The sequence below is a fragment of the Limnothrix sp. FACHB-881 genome, from assembly GCF_014698135.1.
GTDB lineage: Bacteria > Cyanobacteriota > Cyanobacteriia > CACIAM-69d > CACIAM-69d > CACIAM-69d.
The window spans coordinates 427537-446267 of sequence record NZ_JACJSN010000001.1; the positions used below are offsets into that span (position 1 = coordinate 427537).

The 18731-nt window shown below is 55.1% G+C and carries 15 protein-coding genes and 1 tRNA gene; 3 read left to right on the forward strand and 13 right to left on the reverse strand.

Annotated features, from left to right (window positions below):
- Positions 1 to 28: 28 nt before the first annotated feature.
- From H6G52_RS01835 to rpsB, 9 genes are all read right to left on the reverse strand, one after another.
- The gene (locus H6G52_RS01835; protein ID WP_190526032.1) at positions 29 to 379 is read right to left on the reverse strand and encodes a DUF5615 family PIN-like protein; all 351 of its coding nucleotides are present in this window, start codon (positions 377 to 379) and stop codon (positions 29 to 31) included.
- Between the two features lie 14 nt (positions 380 to 393).
- Positions 394 to 723: a DUF433 domain-containing protein gene (locus H6G52_RS01840; RefSeq protein ID WP_190526034.1), complete on the reverse strand. Its 330-nt coding sequence runs from the start codon at positions 721 to 723 to the stop codon at positions 394 to 396.
- A gap of 250 nt (positions 724 to 973) precedes the next feature.
- Positions 974 to 2878 (reverse strand): sodium:proton antiporter, encoded by a 1905-nt coding sequence (locus H6G52_RS01845; protein WP_099533025.1) that lies wholly within the window; start codon positions 2876 to 2878, stop codon positions 974 to 976.
- On the reverse strand, positions 2871 to 3038 hold the full coding sequence (locus tag H6G52_RS01850; RefSeq protein ID WP_158234409.1) for a hypothetical protein: 168 nt from the start codon (positions 3036 to 3038) through the stop codon (positions 2871 to 2873). Before H6G52_RS01850 ends, H6G52_RS01845 begins: the two co-directional genes overlap by 8 nt.
- 182 nt (positions 3039 to 3220) lie before the next feature.
- Entirely contained in the window at positions 3221 to 4576 is a 1356-nt protein-coding gene (locus H6G52_RS01855; protein ID WP_190526208.1) for a UDP-glucose/GDP-mannose dehydrogenase family protein, read from the reverse strand.
- Between the two features lie 206 nt (positions 4577 to 4782).
- Positions 4783 to 5721, reverse strand: coding sequence for a UDP-glucuronic acid decarboxylase family protein (locus tag H6G52_RS01860; RefSeq protein ID WP_099533023.1), 939 nt, complete (start codon positions 5719 to 5721; stop codon positions 4783 to 4785).
- A 183-nt stretch (positions 5722 to 5904) separates the two neighbouring features.
- Complete coding sequence (locus H6G52_RS01865; RefSeq protein ID WP_190526036.1) at positions 5905 to 7056, reverse strand: hypothetical protein; 1152 nt, start codon at positions 7054 to 7056, stop codon at positions 5905 to 5907.
- A 391-nt stretch (positions 7057 to 7447) separates the two neighbouring features.
- Complete coding sequence (gene tsf, locus H6G52_RS01870; RefSeq protein ID WP_099533020.1) at positions 7448 to 8107, reverse strand: translation elongation factor Ts; 660 nt, start codon at positions 8105 to 8107, stop codon at positions 7448 to 7450.
- A gap of 420 nt (positions 8108 to 8527) precedes the next feature.
- Positions 8528 to 9295, reverse strand: a complete 768-nt coding sequence (gene rpsB / locus H6G52_RS01875) for a 30S ribosomal protein S2 (protein ID WP_099533040.1) — start codon at positions 9293 to 9295, stop codon at positions 8528 to 8530.
- 244 nt (positions 9296 to 9539) lie between these two features.
- Here rpsB and H6G52_RS01880 point away from each other — a divergent pair, with 244 nt between their 5' ends.
- Complete coding sequence (locus H6G52_RS01880) at positions 9540 to 10535, forward strand: glycosyltransferase (RefSeq protein WP_190353886.1); 996 nt, start codon at positions 9540 to 9542, stop codon at positions 10533 to 10535.
- A 280-nt stretch (positions 10536 to 10815) separates the two neighbouring features.
- Positions 10816 to 12069: an MFS transporter gene (locus H6G52_RS01885; RefSeq protein WP_370567654.1), complete on the forward strand. Its 1254-nt coding sequence runs from the start codon at positions 10816 to 10818 to the stop codon at positions 12067 to 12069.
- Between the two features lie 88 nt (positions 12070 to 12157).
- On the opposite strand, the gene H6G52_RS01890 is transcribed toward H6G52_RS01885, so the two are convergent.
- From H6G52_RS01890 to H6G52_RS01900, 3 genes are all read right to left on the reverse strand, one after another.
- A complete protein-coding gene (locus tag H6G52_RS01890) occupies positions 12158 to 14374 on the reverse strand; it encodes an ATP-binding protein (RefSeq protein WP_370567655.1) in 2217 nt (738 codons plus the stop codon).
- A gap of 1292 nt (positions 14375 to 15666) precedes the next feature.
- Positions 15667 to 16425, reverse strand: coding sequence for a phycocyanobilin:ferredoxin oxidoreductase (locus H6G52_RS01895; protein WP_242026114.1), 759 nt, complete (start codon positions 16423 to 16425; stop codon positions 15667 to 15669).
- Positions 16426 to 16514: 89 nt separating this feature from the next.
- Positions 16515 to 16658: a hypothetical protein gene (locus tag H6G52_RS01900; protein ID WP_099533016.1), complete on the reverse strand. Its 144-nt coding sequence runs from the start codon at positions 16656 to 16658 to the stop codon at positions 16515 to 16517.
- Positions 16659 to 16989: 331 nt separating this feature from the next.
- Between H6G52_RS01900 and H6G52_RS01905 the strand changes: the two genes are divergently transcribed.
- Positions 16990 to 17931, forward strand: coding sequence for an ABC transporter ATP-binding protein (locus tag H6G52_RS01905; RefSeq protein WP_190353884.1), 942 nt, complete (start codon positions 16990 to 16992; stop codon positions 17929 to 17931).
- Positions 17932 to 18173: 242 nt separating this feature from the next.
- On the opposite strand, the gene H6G52_RS01910 is transcribed toward H6G52_RS01905, so the two are convergent.
- A tRNA-Asn gene (locus tag H6G52_RS01910) sits at positions 18174 to 18245 on the reverse strand.
- Positions 18246 to 18731 lie beyond the last annotated feature (486 nt).

Consider the following 18731-nt stretch of genomic DNA (forward strand, 5'->3'; position numbering starts at 1 on the left):
GGAAAGATCTGAGAAAGTGTTCACTCGGTTAGCGAAGCGGTAAGAAATAAACTCTCCCCTCTAATTCCTCTTCTAACGCACATTCTTCTAAGAGTAAAATATCGTCGATCGCCACTGAAACGGCTACCCGGCGGCTAACTTCAACCAGTCCAGGCATTTTCAGACCTGCTTTGACTCGATCATAGGCAAATCCCGCCATCGTAGACACATCATGGGTTAACGTCACCCGATTCGCGTCAGCAGCCCAAGCCAAAACAGCAGGATCATCCACGCCCGACAAGCCCACATCTTGAACTCGCTCAATATCTATGGCGGTATTGCGCCGTAAAATACCGCGTACAATCTGATTATTGAAATTTTCGTCCGCAAGAAACTTCATACTTTAGAAGTGAATTAGTGACTCATCTGTCGCGCCAGCAGCCGATCGCGCAAACCCACTGGGTTATCAGTTGCTTCAATTCTTTGCTGTACTGTTACCGCCAAATTAGATCGCGATCGCAAATAGTCATCAACTTCCGATCGATGTCGCAAATAATATCCCAACACAGAATAGATATCAGCCAACTGAAGCGAAGGATATTGCTCTTGAATCTCCTCAGCTAAATTGCCTTCTAGAAATGCCAAAATTATTGTGTCCAATGTCACGCGGGTTCCTCCCACGCGAATGACACCTGTAGCATCAATGGCTAAAGGAACGGTTTCTGTCACTGGCATAATTAACATCTTAAAGCCTCCTAATTGATTGGTTCATTTGCTAAGTGCAATTTCTACATAAGGGTTCGGTAGCTTTGGAGATCAAAATTTAATTTATAGCGATCAATGTCGTTGTCCTCACAGTATCTGCATCCTTGATTTGGGATTAGTCCGGTAGCTGTGCGATCGCGAATCTGCATCAACTTCACTGACAAAATCGGCAATATTGATATGCGTCACTTTGAGCGAAGCGGTAAGCTTGGTGGTCTTAACAATCCAGTTAAATGGCTTCTTGGATTGCTTCGCTGGCAAGGGGCAACTCCTCCACAGAAGGCAGCCGCTCGATCGTGAATTCGGGCTTGCGAGATCCGGCCAAACTTTGCAGGAGCTTCGGCTTGGGATCATGGAGTAAATAGATGAGCCGATCGCCCGCTAACCATGGGTCGTGGGCAGAAACCACCATCAGCCGATCGTCCCGAGCAATCAACAATGGAATTAATTCTCCGGTGCGAATCAGGGCCGTGAGATGGGCATGTTGCAAGTCTAAATCGGTCGATCGCATGATCGTTTCTCCGAGTTTGACCGCCCGATCGCTCACCAATTGATTCCACTCCTTGAGGCTGCGTTGGGTGGCAAAGGCGGGTTGCACCTTGCTGCTGCGTTTGGCTTGGCCATTGCCGTTGCTGTTCTCTTCGGTGGGAACGGCGGCCAAGACCCGAGGCGGGGCGAATTCTTCAGCGGCGCGTTGGGCCAAAACCGCATTCACTTCCCCATTGCTGGTGGCCGCGAGGAACGTTCCCACGGACTCCAAACCGGCCGCTTCCAAAACGGCCGTGTCGAGGGCGCTGCTGGAAAACACGCGGAATCCGGCGCTTTCGGCTTGCTTGCAGGCTTCCGGGTCGGTTTCCACGATCGCCACCGCTTCCCCGCGATCGGCAAACAGCCGTGCCACCAGCAATCCAACAGGCGTGGCCCCGGCGATCGCGATGCCGCGCCGCTCCGTGGAGGTTAACCGCAACCAATCGGCTACCCAGCCCGCCGTCAGGCCTTGGGCGGTGACCGTGGTGGCGATCGTCAAAAACACCAAGGCTTTGATGGACTCGCCGCCGGTAATGCCCCCTTGGGTCAACAAAATCGAGAACAGGGAGGCCACGGACGCGGAAACAATTCCCTTGGGAGCCACCCAACCGGCAAATAGTTTTTGTCGCCAATTAAAGTCGCTACCGGCGGTGCAAAGCCACACGTTCAGCGGGCGCACCACCAACATCAACACCAAAACGGCGGCCAAGCCGCCCCAACCAAGGGTGAAAACGCTGGCGAGGGAGAGGTCTGCCGCCAACAGCACAAACAGAACGGAGATGGCCAGCAGGGTCAGTTGCCCTTTGAAGCGGCGTAGGGTGCGGGCTTCAGGCAGCTCAGCGGCCCGGAGAACAATGCCTGCAATGACCACTGCCATCAGGCCGGATTCGCTGGCGGTTTGTTGCGACAGGCTATACAGGCCCCAGGCTCCGGCCAAAACGGTTAAATTCCGAAGGTCATCGGAGAGGAAGGGGGCCCGCCGCAGGAAGGCAGCGATCGCCCAGCCGCCCAACCCACCGATCAAACTGCCGGATCCCAAGCGCCATAACATGCCGGCCAGGATGGCGCTGGGGTCGCCCCCGCCGTCGATGATGATGTCGAGGACGACGACGGCCAAGATCGCCCCGATCGGGTCAATTAATACGCCTTCGCTTTCGAGGAGGGCTGAAACCTGCCGATCGACTTGAATATTTTTCAGCAGGGGGCCGATGACCGTGGGCCCGGTCACCACCACCAGGGAGGAGTAGAGCAGGGCGATCGGCCAAGGAAACTCCGCTAACCAGTGGGCCGCCATGCCGCCGCCCGCAAAGGAAACCAACGTCCCGATCGTCACCAAGTTGCGCAGGCTGCCGGAGACTTTGCCCACATCGCGCAACTCCAGGCCCAGACCCCCTTCAAACAAAATGAGGGCTACTGCCAAGGAAACGATCGCCTCCAGGGCTGGCCCCAACTGTTGCGGGTCGATCGCCCCGAGGCCGCTGCGCCCCAGGCTAATTCCAAACACCAGCAGGCAAACGATGCCGGGCAGCCGCAACCAGGCCGCCACAATTTGGGCCCCGATGCCCACCAAAACGGCCAGGATGAGGGTTTGGGCAATCTCAGCCACAGTTGCCTCCCGCGCGATCGCCCCGAGGATGGGGATCGCGGCTGTCTTGGGTCACAATTCCCTGACGTTTGCCGAGGATGCCATATCCCGCGAGATGCCCCGCGAGGTGCCCCGCGAACCGGTAATGCTGTGAATTGAAGGGCAACAGCAACAGCGCCATCGGGCGCAAGAACTCAGTAAAAAACCTCGCCTGCTCTCCCCCTCATGCTTGTGTTGAGGGTGTTTTGGACAAAACTAGGGAGCTGGATTGGGAGCAATCGAGAGCCTCCCAAGGCGGGGACGGCCAAAACCGCTTGTGGGCCAGTATATCGCAGGGGCCCCCGGGGCCCCTGAAGGTGATCTTTATCGGCCAATGCCTACGTAGTGGAAGCCTGCGGCCTCCAAAGCCGCCCGATCGAGGAAGTTTCGACCATCAACCACCGTGGGATTGTGCATGGCTTTGGCCATCTTGGCGTAATCTAGGGTGCGGAATTGTTCCCATTCCGTGACAATCACCAGCGCATCGCAACCATCCGCCAGCAGCTCGGGATCGGTTTCCACATAGACGTTGGAGAGGCCGTGGCGCATTCCGGTTTGGGAAACGATCGGGTCGTAGGCCTTCACCTTTGCGCCCAGGCGGCTGAGTTGTTCAATCAAAATCAGGGACGGTGCATCGCGCATGTCGTCCGTGTCAGGCTTGAAGGTGAGGCCCAACAGGCCGATCGTCTTGCCCTTCAGGATTTTGAGGGTCTGTTGCAACTTCTCGATCGCGATCGCCCGTTGCCGTTGGTTCACGTTCACCGCCGCCTTCAGCAGTTCCGCATCGTAACCATAGTCACTGGCCGTATGCACCAGGGCGGACACATCCTTCGGGAAACAGGAACCACCCCAGCCAATCCCCGCATTCAAGAACTTGGGGCCAATCCGCGAATCTAAGCCAATGCCCTTGGCCACTTGGGTCACATCGGCCCCCACCCGATCGCAGATATTAGCCACTTCGTTGATGAAGCTAATCTTGGTGGCCAGGAATGCATTGGCCGCATATTTCACCATTTCCGCCGAGGCCAAATCCGTCGTGACGATCGGCACCGGAGGCAGGGCTTGGTTTTCTGCGAAGTCACGCCGGACGATCGGGTCATACAACTCGCTCATCATCCCCAGGGCCTTGGGGTCATTGCTGCCCAACACGATCCGATCGGGGTTGAAGGTGTCGTAAATGGCCGAGCCTTCCCGCAAAAATTCTGGATTGCTGACCACCGCAAAGGCCGGCTCCGGTTGGCCCGGCGAATTTTCCTTAAAGGAATCGAGCACGATGGTGCGCACCCAGTCCCCCGAGCCGATCGGCACCGTGGACTTATTCACAATTACCTTATAGTTGCTGCCACTCTTCAGGCTAGTGCCAATGCCCCGGGCCACCGCTTCCACATAGCGCGTGTCACTTTCCCCCGTGGGGAGGGGTGGCGTGCCCACGGCAATGAAGAGGATGTCGCTGTGATCAACCCCGGAAGCCAGGTCGCTGGTGAACTCGATCGTCCCCTCCGTCATGGCCGCCTGCATCAGTTCCGACAGACCCGGCTCATAAATCGGGGATTGCCCCGACTTCATCAGCTTCACCTTTTCCTCGTTGTTGTCTACGCAGGTGACATGGTGGCCCGTGCGCGCCAAGCAAACTCCGGTTACCAAGCCCACGTAGCCCGTTCCAATTACACAAACACGCATAAATTCACCTTCTGTACAAGTGGAGTCCTTACAAGTTGGGGCGATCGGCAACCATTCAGCTCTATTGGGGCCAAAGGGTGCAGACAAACTGAGATCCGTATTCCCTGGAGCCTGGCATCAGTCCGGTTGATTGCGACCGCCCGGATGGTTTCTGGCCCGGATGGTTCCTGGATGGTTTTGAGACGCTGCCTGTTCCAACTTGCCCCTTAGGCTTCAGCGGTAATCCGTTGGCGGAAGTCCTCGATCGTCTTTTGCAATCCTTCTTCGAGGGGCACGGTTGGCTCCCAACCCAGCCACAGCTTGGCGCGGGTAATGTCGGGACGGCGGCGGCGCGGATCGTCCTGGGGCAGGGGTTTATAGTCAATTTCCACGCCGGAACCCACCTGGGCTTGGACGGCTTTGGCCAGCTCCAAAATGGTGTATTCCCCGGGGTTGCCGAGGTTAACGGGGCCAGTGTGGTCGGGATTGTTCATCATCCGAATCAACCCATCCACCAAATCCGACACGTAACAGAAACTGCGGGTTTGGGAGCCGTCTCCATAAATGGTTAGGGGCTGGCCGCGCAGGGCTTGCACAATGAAGTTGCTGACCACGCGCCCATCGTTTTCCAACATCCGAGTTCCGTAGGTGTTGAAAATACGCACCACGCGGATGTCTACGCCGTTTTGGCGGTGATAGTCAAAGGTGAGGGTTTCGGCAATCCGTTTGCCTTCGTCGTAGCAACTGCGGATCCCGATCGGGTTGACGTTGCCCCGATAGTCTTCGCTTTGGGGATGGACTTCTGGATCGCCGTAGACTTCGGAGGTGGAGGCCAGCAGGAACCGGGCTTTGACCCGTTTGGCCAAGCCCAGCATGTTCATGGTCCCGATCGCGTTGGTTTTAACAGTTTTGACGGGATTGTATTGGTAGTGCACCGGAGAGGCAGGACAGGCCAGGTGATAAACCTGATCCACTTCCAGCCGAATAGCTTCGGTAATATCGTGGCGGACGAGTTCAAAGTTCGGGTGGCCCAGCCAATGAACGATGTTGCGCTTGTGGCCGGTGTAGAAATTGTCGAGGCAAATGACCTCATGACCGGCGTTCATTAGCCGATCGATCAAGTGCGAACCGATGAAGCCCGCGCCTCCGGTGACGAGGATTCTCATGGCAACGTTGCGCTAGGGGGTTTGAAATCCCCAATAACCTAGCACCTGGGATGAGGCGTTGGGTGTGTGGTGATGGATTTTCAAGGAATCGGGCGCGATCGAGGTGCGATCAAGGCGTGATCGGGTTGGTGGGCGCTGATCCCTGAGGCAAATCTTTAGCTGGCTGATGAACTCGAGTCCTTCCTAGTCTTCAAACCAAGCACTACGCCAAGCGGATTCGGCGGAGGCGATCGCCTGGCGATGTTGCACCTTCTCGTAGCGGGTGCGGAGTTGATCAAGCTGCTCCAGCACCTGTTGAATCGCGGCCCGCTGGGGCTTCAGGTCGGGGTTGCTAAAGTGAATTTCCGAGAGGCGCAAATGCACGGCCACCAGGCGGGTGGCTCCGTCGTTGTCGTTGTCGGAATCGTCATCGCCTTCGCCTTGCATGATCAGCTCAATCAGATTAGGCGAGTTGCCGGTGAAGTCGTCGAAGTCTCCCTTTGCGGCAATGTCCAGCATGGCGGGCGGGAGTTTGCGGGGCAAAATGCCGGCCGAGCGCAATAGTTCGTTGGCCTGATGGGATTGGGCCCGAAGGGTGTTGTTGGTGAGCTTTTCGCGCGATCGATGCCATTGCAGCACGCGGCTGGGGTGGGTTGCCAGCGTTGCCAGCACTTCGGGCATTCCAGCATCCAGGTCGATCGCTGGGGGCCGGGGTTCGGGATCTGACTCCGGTTCTGAGTCGGCTGCTTCCTCTGGGTCGGCTGCTAGATCGTCGTCATCGCGCCCTGAGGATGAGTTTGCGTTGGATGAGTTCGCGTTTCGGGGGCGATCGCTCGTTTCGTCGTCAGCATCTTCAGGATCTTCAGCGTCGTCCGCATCATCCCCCTCCAGCTCGATCGACTCAATATTGACCAACGAGTTAAAAGCCGCCGCCAGGGCTGCCGCCATTTCAGCGGTGCTGGGGCCCTCGTTGTCTTCGTTGTCTGATCCGTTGGCCGAACGGCGACCGCCGGATTTGGGTCGATCGATCGCCTCCACCTTCACAATCCGCTGTTTTCGCTCGGGCTTGGGAATGGGTAAGGCCAGGTTTTGTGCCAACTGTTCAGACAGGTCGCGGGCCAACTGTCGCAGGGCCTGCTGTAGGTTTTGGCGCTCCATAAAAGGCAGGGCCAAAAACCGCTCAGGATACTTATGGGTACAGATGCGGTAGCTGGCCAAAATCAACTGCTGACCGGCGGCGGTTCCCAAGGTGCGCAGATAGCTCAAATCCGCCTCGTATAAGGACTCCGCCAGCGATCGAGACCGATCGCTCAGCTCCGCCAATTCTTGCTCCAGTCGATGAATCGGGTCGGTCACGGGTGGTTTCGCCTCTTCTCTCTGCACCAGTTCAAATTCGTGCAAATTCTTACGCACAAATTCTTACGCACAAATTTTTATGCAAATCCCACTGCGCAAATTTCACCGCGCAAATTCAGGCTACATAAACTCAATTTGCGGCAATTTGCAGCAATCTGCACAAGCTCAAACAAATCCAATCTTTCAAACCAGGCTGAACAGTAAACCAGGCTGAACCAGACCAAAATTAGGAACGATCGCCCCAACAGCACCAAAGGCACAGCCACGGATCGTTCGGACGGTTGCGCGATCGATCAGGCCATGCCTTCGGGTTTAATTCAGCCGTTGGGGCGACAAGCCGGACAAAACCGCCTTCCCCACAAATCGGATGGGCCATCCAGCCCCAGCCGTCCTATTTGTTGCCGGTTTGGGCAGCCACTTCCTCAGCGAAGTTGCTTTCTCGCTTCTCGATGCCTTCACCCAACACAAAGCGCTGGAAACGACGAACTTGGATGTTTTCCCCAATCTTCGCGATCGATTCCTTGATCAGTTCTTCCACGGTCTTGCTTTGGTCGCGGATGAACGGCTGAGGCAGCAAGCACAGCTCTTCCAGACGCTTCTTAATCCGACCATCAACAATCTTTTCTTTCAGTTGCTCGGGCTTGCCGGCCAGGTCTTCGCGACCCATTTCGATCGCCTTTTCGCGGGCCACCACTGCCTCAGAAATTTCCGAAGTCGAAATGAACTCCACATTCGGACAAGCGGCAATTTGCATGGCAATGTTGCGCACCAGCTCCCGGAACTCATCGCGCTTGGCCACAAAGTCCGTTTCGCAGTTCACTTCCACCAGCACGCCGATCCGACCGCCGGTGTGGATGTATGCATCAACCAGCCCTTCAGCGGCAACGCGGCCCGCTTTCTTGCCAGCGGAGGCGATGCCCTTTTGGCGCAGCCATTCGGTGGCCTTTTCGATGTCGCCGTTGTTTTCTGCCAGGGCTTTTTTGCAGTCCATCATGCCCGCGCCGGTACGTTCGCGCAGGTCTTTAACCAGCTTTGCCGAAATCTCTGCCATGGGGCCCTCGTTACCTAAGCGTTTGCAAGCGTTGTCGTGAACTGTGCAGCAGTTATTTGCCGTTGATTGTAAAACCTGACGAGTCAGGACGGGGTTAAGCTTGCCCTAACCCGGCTCGCCCGATCGACATCAACTTAATGAACTGAGCTGAAAATGTGCTGAGCTGAACCGAGACGAATGAGCCGAAGAAGCGACGGAAATTAGGACAGTTAATTGAGCCAAAGCTTGGTGAGCCAAGGTCTGGTGAGCCAAAATCTGGCGGTGTTTGATCCGGCTCGATCGACCAGCGCCGACCCTTGCGACCTGGCCGATCGATCCAGACAGTGGCTCAAGCAGTGATTTCAACGCCTGACTTCTTCGGATCTCGCAGCGGAAGAATCAGAATTTTGCCGATCCGAGGACAAGTCTTGAAGACAGACCTTAGGCTTCGGTGCTTTCTTCTTCTTCGTACTCTTCTGCGTCGTAGTCGTACTCTTCGTCGAAGGCTTCGTCTTCGCTATCCAATTGACCGTGGCGACCTTCATAGATCGCATCGGCCAGCTTGCCGATGATCAGCTTGATCGATCGAATTGCGTCGTCGTTGGCGGGAATGGGCACATCCACCGTATCGGGATCGCAGTTGGTGTCCAGCAGCGCCACGATCGGGATCCCCAGCTTCACGCACTCTTGCACCGCGTTGTATTCCCGACGTTGGTCAACCATGACCACGATGTCGGGCAGCTTGCGCATGTGCTTAATGCCGTTCAGGTACTTTTGCAGCTTGGCCATTTCGCGGCGCAGCACCGAAGCTTCCTTCTTGGGCAGCAGGTCAAGACCGCCGGTTTCTTCGCGGCGCTCCAGTTCCTTCAGCCGATCGGCCCGGCTCTTGATCGTGGTCCAGTTGGTGAGCATCCCGCCCAACCAACGCTGGTTCACATAGAAACTGCCGCAACGGCTAGCCTCTTGGGCCACGATGCCAGCAGCTTGGCGCTTGGTGCCCACAAACAGCACGCGCTTGCCTTGCTCGGAGGCTTCGCGCAGAAATTGATAGGCATATTCCATGCACTGGGCGGTTTGCACCAGGTCAATGATATGCACGCCGTTGCGAGCCGCGAAGATGTAGGGCGACATCTTGGGGTTCCAGCGGCTAGCCTGGTGTCCAAAGTGAACACCAGCATCGAGCATTTGGGTAAGGGATACGACTGCCATGGTTGGCGATTTCTCCTGATATTCGGGTTTATCCTCCATCCAGCGAGCGATTTTGCAGAAGGCGAAAGGCTGACTAGCTCAGGGTTTGCGACCTTGGCTTCGGCTCTTTGGCAACCGACAAAACACCCGAAACGCTGGATGTGCGTTTTAGAGAGCTTGACTAGGGTATCACGGGGGGTGCGATCGCGATATTCTTTTGCAAGCGTCCGCTGAGGCGCAAGGCCGATTCCCTAAGGATGCCCCCATGATCTCTTCTCCGGCTCGATCGATTCCTGGGTCTGAGTTGCCCTTGGATGATCGCCCCGACATCTCGATCGTTGTGCCCATCCACAATGAAATTGAAAGCCTGCCCCATCTGCTGGATGCCATTACGGCGGCGATGGAACCAACGGGCGATCGCTACGAGATTGTTTGTGTGGATGATGGGTCGCGGGATGGTTCCGGCGATTGGCTGAAGCAGGCGGCGATCGAGCGCCCCAACCTACGATCAGTGATTTTGCGACGTAATTATGGTCAAACGGCGGCCATGGCTGCGGGGTTCGATCGCTCCCTGGGCCACACGATCGTGACCCTGGATGCGGATTTGCAAAACGACCCCCAAGACATCCCGGCCCTGCTGGAGAAACTCAACGAGGGCTATGACCTGGTGACCGGTTGGCGGGTCAAGCGCCAAGATGCGGCCATGACCCGACTGTTGCCCTCGCGGATTGCCAACGCCATCATTCGCCGGGTTACGGGTGTGCGTGTGCGGGACTATGGCTGCTCGCTTAAGGCCTACCGCGCTGAATTGCTGGCTGATATGAACCTTTACGGCGAATTACACCGATTTTTGCCCGCCTTGGCCTTCATGGAAGGGGCCAGAATCACAGAAATTCCTGTGCGTCACCATGCCCGCCAGTTTGGCCAAAGTAAATATGGCCTGGGCCGCACGATCCGGGTCGTGATGGATCTGCTGACCATTTGGTTCATGAAAAAATTTCTGACCCGGCCGATGCATGTGTTTGGCCCCCTGGGGTTGGGGCTAATTGCGATCGGGGGAGTCCTGTTTCTCTATTTGATTGCAATCAAAGTCTTTTTGGCCCAGGCTATTGGCGATCGCCCCCTGTTGACCATTGCCACTGTGTTGTTGCTGGCGGGTTTTCAATTCTTCTGCTTTGGTCTGTTGTCGGAGTTGACCATGCGCACCTACCACGAATCCCAGGGCCGGCCGATTTATCGAATTCGGGAAGAAGTGGGCTAGTCAACGGTTAATCAAGTTGATCAACCTGATCAAGTTGATCAGCAGCAGCTAATCCGCAGCTAATCCGCATTAATGGCTTGAGTAATGGCTTGGCGGTGGTTGAGCGACACCGGATTCACAGGCCGATCGGTTTGCGGGGAAGCTGTGAAAAGACGTTGACATCAAAAGACTTTGCCAAGGGGCGATCGCGGCCTGGGGCCAAGTGGCGCTTCATTGCATTTTTGTCACATTCGCTACAATGATCAGTCCTATCGCCAGCGTGTAAGCACCTGAAGTTGCCGTGTTATCGCTGTTTCGATCGCTGCCGGCCCACAGTCGGCGGAATTTGTTGTTTTTAGCGGGGGCGGCCTTCCTGTTTTGGTGCAGCATGGCCTCGCAACTGCCGGTGCTGTCCTTATATGTGCGTCAAACGGGCGGCAACGATAGCCAAGTGGGGCTTGTGATGGGAGCCTTCGCGATCGGGCTGTTGTTGTCGCGCCCGCAGTTGGGCCAGTTGGCCGATCTCCAAGGCCGGCGGCGGGTGTTGCTGTTGGGAACCGTGGTGGCGGCGATCGCCCCGATCGGCTACGGCTTGGTCACCTCCGTTCCCCTCTTGATGTTGGTGCGCATTTTTCATGGCCTGAGCATTGCCGCCTTCACCACCGGCTACAGCGCTTTGGTGGTGGATTTGTCTCCTCCGGAGCGAAAGGGGGAGCTAATTGGCTACATGACCCTAACTCAGCCGGTGGGCGTGGCGATCGGCCCGGCCCTGGGCAGCTATTTGCAAACGGTCTATGGCTTTTGGCCCACCTTCATTGTGGCCGCCAGCTTTGGGACGGCCGCCACGATCGGGATGAGCTTTATTCAAGAAACAGCTCCCCCAGCGGAGGATCCTGCCGCCAGCTCATCCGACAGTTCAGAGCGTTTTTGGGCCAAGCTGGCCACGCCCGCTCTGCGGACTCCAGCCCTGGTGATGCTGACGATCGGGCTGGTATTTGGTACGCTCAGCACCTTTGTGCCGCTCTTGATTGTGGAGAGCCGCGTGGCCCTGATTCCCGGCCTGTTCTACACCGCCGCCGCCGTGGCCAGCTTCAGCGCCCGATTTTTAGCGGGTAAACAGTCCGATCGCCTGGGCCGCGGTGCGTTCATCACCCTCAGCTTGGTTTGTTATGTGGTGTCCATGGGCTTGTTGGCCCAGGCGGAATCCGTGGCGGGATTCATCGTGGCCGCCTTGCTCGAAGGGCTGGGGGCTGGGTTGCTGATTCCCTCGATTGTGGCCCTGGTGTCCGATCGGGTTCCTGCCCACGAGCGCGGCCGCAGTTTTTCCCTGGTGTTGCTGGGGTTTGATTTGGGCATTGCGATCGCTGGGCCCGGTTTGGGGGCCGTGTCCGATGCCTTGGGCTATCGAGTGTTGTTCGCGATCGCCTCTGGGTTGGCTTTGGTGGCGTTGATGATGTTTATCACCCTGTCGAGCAAGTCCGTGGGGCGATCGATCCGGTTCGCCTTGGGCCGATCGCCGGATGTCTATGCCCTCAGCCCTTCGGAATCCCACTAGATTCTGATTGCCGTGATCTAACCCCTGGATGTCTGGCCTAACCCGGCCTCTGAATCAACCCTCACCCCATCAGCACCCAGCCCAGAACTCAATCCGACGAGGACTCCGGGCGGGTGCTGAGCACCGAAGGCGAAGCCGCGATCGGTGGAGTGGAGGAAGTGGCGGAACCGTTTTGGGGAGATCGATGGGCGATCGCCGTGGAGCGTCGTTCCGGGCCCCGGCTGGGGTAGCTCGATTGGCGGGTGGGAATCTCGATCGTGAAAGTGCTGCCTAATCCCTCCTGGGACTCGCACAGCAGGCGGCCATGATGTCGCTCCGTCACCACCTGATAGCTAATGGATAATCCCAGCCCCGTTCCCCGGCCGACTGCTTTTGTGGTGAAAAACGGATCAAATAGCTGCGCTCGGATGGACTCTGGGATCCCCGCTCCATTGTCCGAAATGGAAATTTGTACCCAATGGTTATCCAAAATTGGGCGAGTGGAAATCACAATTTGCGGCTGAAAATTCCTCCCCTCAACCTGATAGCGATCTTCTAACGCATCCAAAGAATTGGCCAAAATATTAATAAACACCTGATTGAGTTGGCCCGGGTGGCATTCCACCAAATTCAGATGCCCATAGTTGCGAATCACCTGCGTGGGGGGATGTTTATCGCTGCCCCGCAATCGATGATTCAAAATGGTCAGAGTACTTTCCAAATCATCGTGCAGATTCACTTCTTTCAGTTCTGATTCATCCATTCGCGAGAAGGTTCGCAGGGATTTAATAATGGCTTTAATCCGATCGGCTCCCATTTTCATGGAAGTAAATAGTTTAGGTAAGTCCTGACTGAGATATTCAAAATCAATGTCTTCTAGATGCTCAGCGATCGGCTGAATTGCTTCAAAGTCAAAATATTCCCGACAAAGCAAAATCAAATCGAGCAAATCAATGGCATATCGTTTGGCGTGATCCAAATTGCCATAGATAAAGTTCACGGGGTTATTGATTTCATGGGCCACACCCGCCACCAATTGGCCCAAGCTCGACATCTTCTCCTGTTGGATCAGTTGAGCCTGCGTGTGGCGCAATTCACTAATGGTTTCTTCTAGATCTTTGGCCTGTTGCCGCAACCGCATTTCCGATTCCCGCAAGGCCACTTCCACCGCTTCCCGATCGCTCGCATCCCGAGCAATGACCCCCAAACAGAGGGGATCATTCGTTTGGGGATGGCGAATGACGAAAATGGTGTAATCAACGGGAATATAACTTTGGGCTTGCAGATTCCACAGCCGAAAAGCCCCGCTCCAAGTGCCGTCCCGAAGGGCGATCGGGTGAATGAGTCCAGCCGCGATCGGGCGATCTTCCACCGCGAAAAAGTCCATGAGCTGGTGATTTTGAGCCGCCAATAAATTAGGCAACCCCACCAGGGCCAAGCCCGCCCCGTTCATATATAAAACTTCGCCATCCAGGCTGGTGATGCCAATGAGATTCGGGCTGTTTTCCACCAGCGCGGCCAGTTGACGGCGTTCTTGATCCGCCTGCCGCTTCAGGGTCACATCCGAAAACAAACTGACACAACCCATGTAGGAACCATCTGCATCATGGATGGGGCTGACTCGCAAAAAAATCGTCAGCATTTGCCCACGGGTGCTTTTCATGGTCACCTCGCCCACCCAAGAGCGATCCGATCGCGCCAAGTCATAGATCGCCTGCCAAGTTTGCGGTTGGGCGTAAAGACTCGCCATGCCCCCCGCCGCCACCAGCGTCGATAGCTCATCCACCTGGAACAACCGCGCAAAAGCCCCGTTGTGATAAATCGGTTGCCCCTCCGTATCAACCAACGCCACCGCCTCGCTGGTGCTATCCAGGGCGTAGCGATAGCGCATCCGATCCTTGTGTACGGTTTTGCGCGATCGCTTGAGGCGAGATTCTGCTTGTTTGAAGGAATTCACCTCCATCAAAGTGCCGTGCCACAAAATCGAACCATCCGCCAATAGCTCCGGTTCTGAGGTGGCATAAACCCAACATTCTTGATGTTGATGACCATCAAATCGCCCTTGCCAAAACCAGGACGATCGATTGCGGGCGGCTGCTTGGAGCGATCGGTGAAAAGCCCGGCGATCGCGGCTATGAATGCGCGACAACAAACAGTGACTATCGGTCATAATCGCCTCTGCCGAAAGACCAAATAGTCGATGGCAGCTTTCGCTAATAAATAGAAATGACAATCGGCCATCACGATCCATTAGGAGCTGATAAGCAACCCCTGGCATCTTGCTGAGGAGTGTATGGATAGCAGGGCTTTGCGCGATATCATGCATGGTTTAGAGCTGAGAAGAAATGGAAGCATTGCGCAGATTGTTGTTAAAACAATCAAGTCTCACTGGTCAATGCCAATGATGGGAGTCTAAAAAGATTAAGTAAGAAATTGAGTCGCAATCGGATCAAGTCGAGATCGAAATCAAAGAAAATGAACCCAACGGTATCTTTTCAGCACCTTTAAACCGATCAAAACAGATCAAAGATGCATTGAGAAATGATGCTAATCTCCATCCATCACGATCGCTGTGAGTCTTTGGGTTAAAGGATGAGCGGATTGAAAATGGGAAGGATTACCGAGTTAACCAAGGTTGGTGGTTCTCGACTCATCATTTCTCAGTGCTGCTTTGAATGTAACGGCTTTGAATGTAAAACTATCCTCCTATAAATCGATTGAGAAAGCTAGATTGAAGCTTGACCAATGGTTGGTTGTGAGATTTTTCGCAAATTTAAAGCAATGAACGCTGATTGTATTGTGGCGAAGATTGTCACAACCTGTATGGAAATTTAAAAAAATGTAAAAACTCTTGAGAAAGCTCTGATCCCCTAAAATTTTATAAGTTTTCTTTAAAAACATGCAAAAGTAGACGCATTCATCGGTTTTATGAAGAAAATCTCAAGAAGTGCATTGAATTGGTCTAAGACGAGATGCAAATTGGGACTTTCCCCTGTGGACTCGATCTAAGTTGGGTGAAATTTCAGAAAGTTTTCAGGGAAAACGATTCAATTTCAATAAATAGCGGTCTTTTTTGACTAGAAAACCGTGATCGAAAAGAAGCTGATGTTGGCACATTGATCGAAGGCATAGACAGAAAATAAGCCCCGGTTCAAGGCCCCTAAAAGAGCAAGCCATGGAAGTCATTCATCGAGGCATCTAGGGGATAGCTATGATGAATCGCTTACTTTTACCAATTGATCCCCGCCGATCCGGCAACCTGGCCAGAATCCGTTGGGGTGCTGGTTCGATCGCGCGGGTTCCTCCGGTATTGCCCTTCAGCCCATGCTCCTGGGAAGCTTTTGGGTTGGCTTCCGGCCCGTTGACGAATCAGGCGATCGCCCCAAACAACTGAACCCAGATGCTGAGGGCAACTGGGCACAGGGTGAAGATGGATTCAAGGGACTGACTTTCGGGCAATTAGCTCAACTTTGGACTGAAGTATGGGTTAACGAAACATCCAGTTCAGCGAGTCCAGTTCAGCGAGTCCAGTCTAGGTTGGGCAAACCTGCGCCTACTTCAGCCGATATTCAGCCGATATTCAGCCAATCTTTAGCCGATCGCAGGCTATATCACGTCCTATACAACGTCAAAAAGAACAGTGGTCATGTAGCGATCGGCCCAATCGGCTCCAAAGGCTTTTTCCAACACGCGGCGGGTTTTATCGTTTTGCAGTTGTTGTTGGCAATAGCGCCGCTGACCCATTTCAATGGCGGCAATTTCAGCGGCATCTTCTGTGGGAGAAAGGGCAATCGCCTGTTGACAATGCAGCCGTAAAAAGTCACCAATGCGGGTCACAATTTGTGCTTCTTCCTGGGCATTTTCGGGCCGCACAAACAAGCAGTGAGCGGAAAAAATAGTGCCCCAACTGGGGAATGTTCGTTCTTGGCTGAAAACCAATTCCGGCAAGGCGCTGAGGGCTTGGTCATAGGGGCTGGGCAAGGCGCGATCGTCCATCACGGGTGACAAGTCCGCGATCGCCATGCTCAGTTGTCCCCGTCCGGCCACCAAATCAGACCCAAACATGGGCAGAGCAAAGGTCGATCGAGGGAACATGACACAATGCAAAATATCCAAAGCGCTGCCCACTTGCGCCAATTCCAGGTGAATTTTGCGAAATTCGCGAGTTTGGTAGCAGCGATTTTCAATAATTAACTTTTCGCCTTCTAGGGTTCCTTCCACATACCCCAAATCCTCGGGCATCTGGTAGGGTTCCAGGGTCAATTCCGATTGCCAAATTTGCTCGATCGCGTTGGCAACGGCGGTAATGGTGGGATGCAGTCGATCGCGCAAGGAACCTGGCTTGATAGGCGCTTCTAAAGACATTTCAGAAGTCATGATGATTGTTGAATTTTTGAATGATTTGAATGAACTGAATTTTGAGTGATTGAGCTTGGGATGACTGAAGTTTGGATGAATAAAGCGCCCTAAAACCCCATAGGCAACCATTCCAAAATGGGCGCTGGAACCATTTCTCGGCTGTCTAAGATCTGCACCACAATCAGATAAATTGCCCCCAACAGCAACGAAATTGCGCCAGTGGCAATGGCTACCCACTTCGATCGGGTCATGGGGGTTCCTCGCAAGGTTTAGGGTGTTTTCGCGGTATTTTCGGAATTGACCGAGTTGGCTGGGGTGCTGAAAGTCTCAGTGTCCCGAATCATGGGCCCAACCGGGGCCTTGTGTATTCTTCAGTCTAAGGCTCGCCGGGCCAAGGGCGATCGTCTGCCGGCCCAATGCAAAACCCACACCCACAGGGTTCATGAACAGCACAATGGGGATTGCGACAAATGCGACAAAATTGATGCATTGGCTTGGATCTGGATGCATCCCGTTTTGATCGACCTGTGCTGGATTGATCTTGCTGTACCGACCTTGCTGCATTAACCTTGCTGCGTTGCTATGGAACTGGAATCCTGGATTGTTGAAGCCCACAACATTCGCAAAACCTACCGCACTGGTTTTTGGCTCAATCAATTGGTCACCACGTTGCGGGGCGTGTCCTTGGCGGTGCGATCGGGCGAGACCTTTGGCCTGTTGGGGCCCAACGGGGCGGGCAAAACCACCCTGCTCAAAATTCTGCTGGGAATTGCTAACCCAACGGCCGGGAGCGGCACGGTGCTGGGGCGGCCCTTGGGCGATCGAGCCGTGAAGCAGCGGGTGGGCTATTTGCCGGAAAATGCCTATTTCTATGACCACCTCACCGGTTGGGAATATTTGGAGCAGGCGGCGGCCCTGTTTCAAATTCCGCGTGCCGTTGCCCAAAAGCGGATCGTGGAACTGCTTGATTGGGTGCAACTGTCCGAAACGGCGGCCCGCAAAAAACTGATGAAGCAATATTCCAAAGGCATGTTGCAGCGGGTGGGTATGGCCCAAGCGCTGATCAATGATCCGGAGGTGATTTTTCTGGATGAGCCAATGTCGGGCCTTGACCCGATCGGGCGGCATCAGTTTCGAGAAATTGTGCTGACTCTGAAGGAGCGCGGCAAAACGATTTTTTTCAATAGCCACATCCTCTCCGATGTGGAGCAAGTGTGCGATCGGGTGGCTATCTTGGCTCAGGGGGAGTTGCTCTGTGTGGGATCTCTGGATGAACTACTGGGCCCCAGCAGTACCTATCGTGTTGTGGGCCGAGGGGGGACACCGGAGGCGATCGCGTCGTGGCTGACGGAGGCGGATTTTCAGGGCGATCACTGGCGTGGTTTGCTGAAGGGCGATCCGGCTGAGTTTCTGCGGGCGATCGACCAGGCCCAAGCCCAAGTGCTGAGCCTGAACCTTCAGCGCCCTTCCCTGGAGGATTTTTTCATGAACCTGATCCGCGATCGACAGGTTCGCCCCAGTTAGCCGTTGCGATTGCTGGGCCTCGGGGCAAGGGGCTTAGGGCCTGTCATCAAATCGCCTGAAACCCTGATGACCTCGTTCTTCAAACCAATCAATCGTAGGGGCGGGGTCTCCCCGCCCAGTTCCGGGGTCTCCCCGCCCAGTTCCCGTGACCCTTGGGTGTTCCCAGGGGTGGACAGGGTTGTGGCGATCGCCCAAGTCAGGGTTGGGAGACCCAACCCCTACGGCGCTCGAAATTTTAGAAACTCCCCAGACAGGATTCGAACCTGTGACCAATCGATTAACAGTCGACCGCTCTACCGCTGAGCTACTGAGGAATGTGCGTCCAACGCGGAAACTAAGATAATCGCCGCAGCTAGGGTTTGTCAAGCGAATTGCTCAAGAAATTTTGAATGCTGCTGTTTGGGGTCTGCGAGGCGGTCGGAAAACTTCGGGGAATTTTTGACGATTCCGGCATCCTCTGAGCGCATAACACTTTGAACCACGGCGATCGAGCGGCTCTTGGCTTGAATACTCCAGGATTCGGCGGCGCAGATCCGGATCCTCGCCCCCTTGCCCGAAACATTGGCAGGGAGGATTGTGCAACCCGGCAAATCCGCAACCCCATCCTCAAAAATGCGCTGTTTCGATCCGGTTGGTCAACTGGCTGAGGAAAGCGACGGTTTCAGGGGCGGTTGCCAAGCTGGATGGTCTCGGAAACAGATCGCCACAAGCTTTATCCCGTCTGCTCTTGGGCGTTTTAGGTGTCTGCGATGGTCGATCGCCCCGAAACAGGGGGCCGATTGCGATCGAGCCAGTGACAC

Bases quoted from the DNA above. Each gene is read 5' to 3' on its own strand.
- H6G52_RS01860 (WP_099533023.1), bottom strand. From the start codon at position 5,721: ATGAGAATCCTCGTCACCGGAGGCGCGGGCTTCATCGGTTCGCACTTG.
- H6G52_RS01835 (WP_190526032.1), bottom strand. From the start codon at position 379: ATGAAGTTTCTTGCGGACGAAAATTTCAATAATCAGATTGTACGCGGT.
- tsf (WP_099533020.1), bottom strand. From the start codon at position 8,107: ATGGCAGAGATTTCGGCAAAGCTGGTTAAAGACCTGCGCGAACGTACC.
- H6G52_RS01840 (WP_190526034.1), bottom strand. From the start codon at position 723: ATGTTAATTATGCCAGTGACAGAAACCGTTCCTTTAGCCATTGATGCT.
- H6G52_RS01895 (WP_242026114.1), bottom strand. From the start codon at position 16,425: ATGACTTCTGAAATGTCTTTAGAAGCGCCTATCAAGCCAGGTTCCTTG.
- H6G52_RS01855 (WP_190526208.1), bottom strand. From the start codon at position 4,576: ATGCGTGTTTGTGTAATTGGAACGGGCTACGTGGGCTTGGTAACCGGA.
- H6G52_RS01905 (WP_190353884.1), top strand. From the start codon at position 16,990: ATGGAACTGGAATCCTGGATTGTTGAAGCCCACAACATTCGCAAAACC.
- H6G52_RS01890 (WP_370567655.1), bottom strand. From the start codon at position 14,374: ATGCATGATATCGCGCAAAGCCCTGCTATCCATACACTCCTCAGCAAG.
- H6G52_RS01880 (WP_190353886.1), top strand. From the start codon at position 9,540: ATGATCTCTTCTCCGGCTCGATCGATTCCTGGGTCTGAGTTGCCCTTG.
- H6G52_RS01850 (WP_158234409.1), bottom strand. From the start codon at position 3,038: ATGGCGCTGTTGCTGTTGCCCTTCAATTCACAGCATTACCGGTTCGCG.
- rpsB (WP_099533040.1), bottom strand. From the start codon at position 9,295: ATGGCAGTCGTATCCCTTACCCAAATGCTCGATGCTGGTGTTCACTTT.
- H6G52_RS01900 (WP_099533016.1), bottom strand. From the start codon at position 16,658: ATGACCCGATCGAAGTGGGTAGCCATTGCCACTGGCGCAATTTCGTTG.